The following is a 3,212-nucleotide window of genomic DNA, read 5'->3' as shown; positions in this document are numbered from 1 at the left end:
GACTGGACGCCGCACACGAGGCCCGGGTTGCGACCCGGCGAGAACTACGCCAGGATCCCCTTTAACCACTCCTGCGGCTGATGGGTATTTCCGGCCCGATCTGGTGCATTTTCTCTGACACACCTCGCCGACGGCAACCAGCGCCGCTACCACCGCAGCACTCTGCGCCGGGTGGCGTTCATCCGCGCGTCGCAGAGCGTTGGCATGCCGCTGTCGGTGATCGGAGGGGTGCTGGGCTTCCTGCCGGAGGGGGAGCCCGCCACCCGGCAGTTCTGGATGAACGCGTCGGTGTGCTGGAGCAGGGAGATCAACGCCCGCATCGAGAAGATGGAGCGGATGCGCGACCTGTTCACCGACTGCATCGGCTGCGGGTGCCTGTCCTTCGAGCAGTGCGCGCTGGTCAACCCTGCGGACAGGCTCGCGGAACACGGTCCGGGCCCACACCGCCTGCTGGAACCCTGAGTGGTGGTTGACTTTCTGGCGTCACTGACCGGCCGATCCGGGCACTGTCAGCTCGATGGACATCGAAGTATCGGCGGCTGCGTCATCGAAGTCGGCAGTACGGAGCCGAAGAACAACTGCATGAGCGTACTCGCCGCAGGCATGCGGTGGCCGAGCGCTTCAGTTCGCTGCCAGTTCGCGCTTGAGATGGCCACGCGGCGCTTCGACGAGTGTCTGCGATCAGAAGCACACCCGGTGTCAGCGCAGTTGTCTGGCGCCGCTGAAGAGGACAGCGGAGCCTGCGCCTGACCTGGACACTGTCATTTAGGCCGCCTCTAACTGATGAGGCCGAATGGCATTCAAAGTGATAATTCGATCCGAACATGTTTTGGCAGGTGATAGGGCGGGGGCACCCGCTGCGTCGCCGCCGCTTCTGGCCCGCCCCGACGCCCTGTGGATCAAGTAGGCACCTGGAATGGCCGCGCCAAAGAAACGCGACGGCGCCCGCAAGTCGTACCCTAGACTGCAATGAAGTCGGAAATGCCACGTGCGAGCACGGAGGCCCTGGCGGATGCCTTCGTCGCCGATCATCGGGTCCATGCGGCGCCGCAGGCGCCTCAGCGAGTGGTCGTGATTGTTTTCGACGGCGCGTTGCTTGGCAGCATGTCCTTCGCGTTCGGTGCGTTCGACATCGCCGCGCACTACGGCCTCCTGCCCGATCTGGATCTGCAAATCGTCGGGGGCGAACCGGGCGCCGCAATCGTCGGGGGCGGGTTGTCGTGCGAGGTTCCCTATGATCTTGAGGTGATCCGGGCTGCCGATCTGATCATCGTGCCCAACTTACGCCAGGAAGCGGCCGAGAGCCCGCCGGAACCAGTGTTGGAAGCCCTGCGTGCCGCAAATGGGCGGGGCGCGCGGGTCGCCGGGTTGTGCAGCGGTACGTTCGTGCTGGCCGCCGCCGGGCTATTGGACGAGCGCCCCGCGACGACGCACTGGGCCGTGGCCGATCGGCTGACCGAGATGTATCCGAAGGTGAAGGTCGACGCGAGAGTCCTCTACATCGATGACGGAGATGTCCTGACCGCCGGTGGCGGTGCCGCCGGAATGGATCTCAGCCTGCACCTGATCCGCGCGATGGCGGGCGCGGCGGACGCCAATCGGCTGGCGAGGGCCATGGTGCTGCCGCCGCACCGGCCTGGCGGGCAGGCCCAGTACATCCAGTCGCCGATCCCCGAACTCGACACCAAGGATCCGGTTGCCGAGTCGATGACATGGGCGCTCACCCGGTTGGACACGGCGATTCCGGTGAGCGTTCTGGCAGAACGGGCGCACATGAGCAGGCGCAACTATGACCGGAGGTTCCGCGAGATCACCGGCAACGCACCGGCGACGTGGCTGACCCATCAGCGCGTCATCCGCGCTCAGCAGTTGCTGGAGTCCAGCGATCTAGCGGTTGACGAGATCGCCCGGCTGTGCGGCTTCTCCTCTGCCGCCCAACTGCGTCCGCATTTCCGGCGGCTTGTCGGCGTCGCCCCGGCCACGTACCGCGAAACGTTCGCGCACCCCGGCGTCGATCGCCCGATGTCCTGAAACCGCCGGTGCTTGGCGAATTCACCCCTCGCGCTGGGCACGAGCCGACGCTGAGAATAAATCAACATAAGCCGCAACGACATTCGGTCGTTCCGAGTTGACGTCCCTCAGTCCGGCCTCGACTGCGCGCCGGATGGCGGCACGAACGAGGTGGCTCCGGGCGTATGCCGGAGCTGTGAAAATGGGCGATCTGGTCTGCCGGCCGAAGCTTCGAGATCAACGGCGGGCACATCCGGCTCAGGGGCAGGGCGAAGGCCGTTGGCATTCGGGCCTGTTTGTTCCGCGTGTCGTCAGCTCATTACTCGGCAGCACACATGAAAGTGGGGCTCGAATGTTCAAAGGAATCGGATCCGGAATGCTCGTCGCCTCCTTGGTCACCGTCATATGCGGCGCATCGCCCGCGCCGGCGAGTGCCGCGTCCTGCGTCAACGTCGACAATGCCACCCACTCGTCCACGGCGGTTTCCAAGCTGTTCGGAGCTACGTACAAGACCCTCAAGCTCGAGGTTCGAAGGGGCAAGGTCAACGGCAGGTGGTACGGCTGGGCCCGCCTGAGCGGTGACACCAAGCGCCGTGACACTCCCGCGTTGCTGGTGTCCTTCGACGGTGGGAAGACCAGCTCGGTGAAGTGTGAGAGAGGATTGGTCGAGGGTGATGGACAGGCGGGTTGGTCAGGCGGCTACCCGGAAAGCTCCTCATCCAAGGTCAGGTTCCGGGCAATCGCGACGATGCAGAAGCCGGGTGGCGGCTGGTTCGTCGGGAAAACCGGCTGGTGGTAACGGGGTCTTATGGCCCGTCTCTGACCTTCGATAGGCGGGATGATCCCAGGGCTTAGCGGACGCGGAGCCGCGCCGGCCACGAGCCGGCGCAGCACCGGCCCGGCCAGACCTGCCCCACTCGGAGCTCATCACGTGGCTGGGCGGGCGGGAGGGGACACCCCGCGAAGCGGTGGCGATCACGACGGACCCGGCCAGCCAGATGGCCTGCGAGGCAGTCACCGCGACGGCCGCTGCCGGTTGGCGCGCCGAGGATCCGACCGCCCTCTACGCCGGATCGATAGTGAGGTTTTCTCTGCGACTTTCACATGATCCGTCCGTGCTCGAAGTGGGTGAGAACCAGCGCTGCTCGGGCCACATCGCCAATTCGTGAGGGGCTGAGCGTCAAATGCTGAAGGGTGCGCCA

The 3,212-nt window shown here is 65.5% G+C and carries 3 protein-coding genes; all 3 read left to right on the top strand.

Annotated features, from left to right (window positions below):
* The first annotated feature begins 114 nt into the window (after positions 1–114).
* Positions 115–462, top strand: coding sequence for a redox-sensitive transcriptional activator SoxR (gene soxR / locus ABGB18_RS49210; RefSeq protein ID WP_347702639.1), 348 nt, complete (start codon positions 115–117; stop codon positions 460–462).
* 507 nt (positions 463–969) lie between these two features.
* Entirely contained in the window at positions 970–2,031 is a 1,062-nt protein-coding gene (locus tag ABGB18_RS49205; protein WP_347702638.1) for a helix-turn-helix domain-containing protein, read from the top strand.
* A gap of 181 nt (positions 2,032–2,212) precedes the next feature.
* Positions 2,213–2,809 carry a hypothetical protein gene (locus ABGB18_RS49200; RefSeq protein WP_347702637.1) on the top strand — a complete coding sequence of 199 codons (597 nt, stop codon included), beginning with the start codon at positions 2,213–2,215 and terminating at the stop codon, positions 2,807–2,809.
* Positions 2,810–3,212 lie beyond the last annotated feature (403 nt).

This window comes from Nonomuraea sp. B12E4 (genome assembly GCF_039871825.1).
Lineage (GTDB): Bacteria > Actinomycetota > Actinomycetes > Streptosporangiales > Streptosporangiaceae > Nonomuraea.
The sequence above is the reverse complement of the archived record's forward strand: the minus strand, read 5'-3'. Positions and strand labels throughout refer to the sequence as shown.

Excerpts from the sequence above, each read along its gene's own strand:
- ABGB18_RS49205 (WP_347702638.1), top strand. The coding sequence starts at position 970 with ATGAAGTCGGAAATGCCACGTGCGAGCACGGAGGCCCTGGCGGATGCC.
- ABGB18_RS49200 (WP_347702637.1), top strand. The coding sequence starts at position 2,213 with ATGGGCGATCTGGTCTGCCGGCCGAAGCTTCGAGATCAACGGCGGGCA.